The 565-nt window shown below is 65.7% G+C and carries 1 protein-coding gene; it reads left to right on the plus strand.

Annotated elements, in window-relative coordinates:
• Positions 1-80: 80 nt before the first annotated feature.
• A partial coding sequence (locus FNJ47_RS46520) for a serine hydrolase (RefSeq protein ID WP_163163530.1) occupies positions 81-565 on the plus strand: 485 nt, incomplete at its 3' end.

Below are 565 nucleotides of genomic sequence, written 5' to 3' on the forward strand. Positions count from 1 at the left end.
TTTCTTTCAGGATGCGCGCAGCGTGCGTTGACACGAGGGGCCGGAGCCATAACCTCCGTTCTGCTTCCGGAGGACGGCCCATGCCAAACAACAACAATCAAGAAACTGACGGCTTCGCATCAGGTCGGCCGTCTCGGCGCGGGGCGCTGCAGCTGTTCCTCGGCGGCGCGGCCGTCGTGCTGGCGCCGGAGGGACGCTTCGGCGCAATGACGACGGCGCAGGCTGAGACCGCGTTCGCCGATGGCCTGTCGCGCGGCCGGCCGGACGAGCAGGGCATCGCGCCATCCGCGATCCTCGATTTCCTCGACGAGGTCGATCGCCAGGGTTACGAACTGCACAGCTTCATGCTCTGGCGCAATGGCCAGGTGGTCGCGGAGGGCTGGTGGTCGCCATATCGCGCCGACCGCAATCACATGATGCATTCGCTGACCAAGAGCGTCACCGTCAGCGCGGTCGGGCTCGCGATGGCCGACAAGCGCTTCGGCCTGCACGACAAGGCGGTCTCGTTCTTCAAGGACAAGCTGCCGCCTGATGTCGACGACAAGCTCGCGGCGATGACGGTCGA

The sequence above is a fragment of the Bradyrhizobium uaiense genome, from assembly GCF_010811875.1.
In the GTDB taxonomy this organism is placed as follows: domain Bacteria; phylum Pseudomonadota; class Alphaproteobacteria; order Rhizobiales; family Xanthobacteraceae; genus Bradyrhizobium; species Bradyrhizobium uaiense.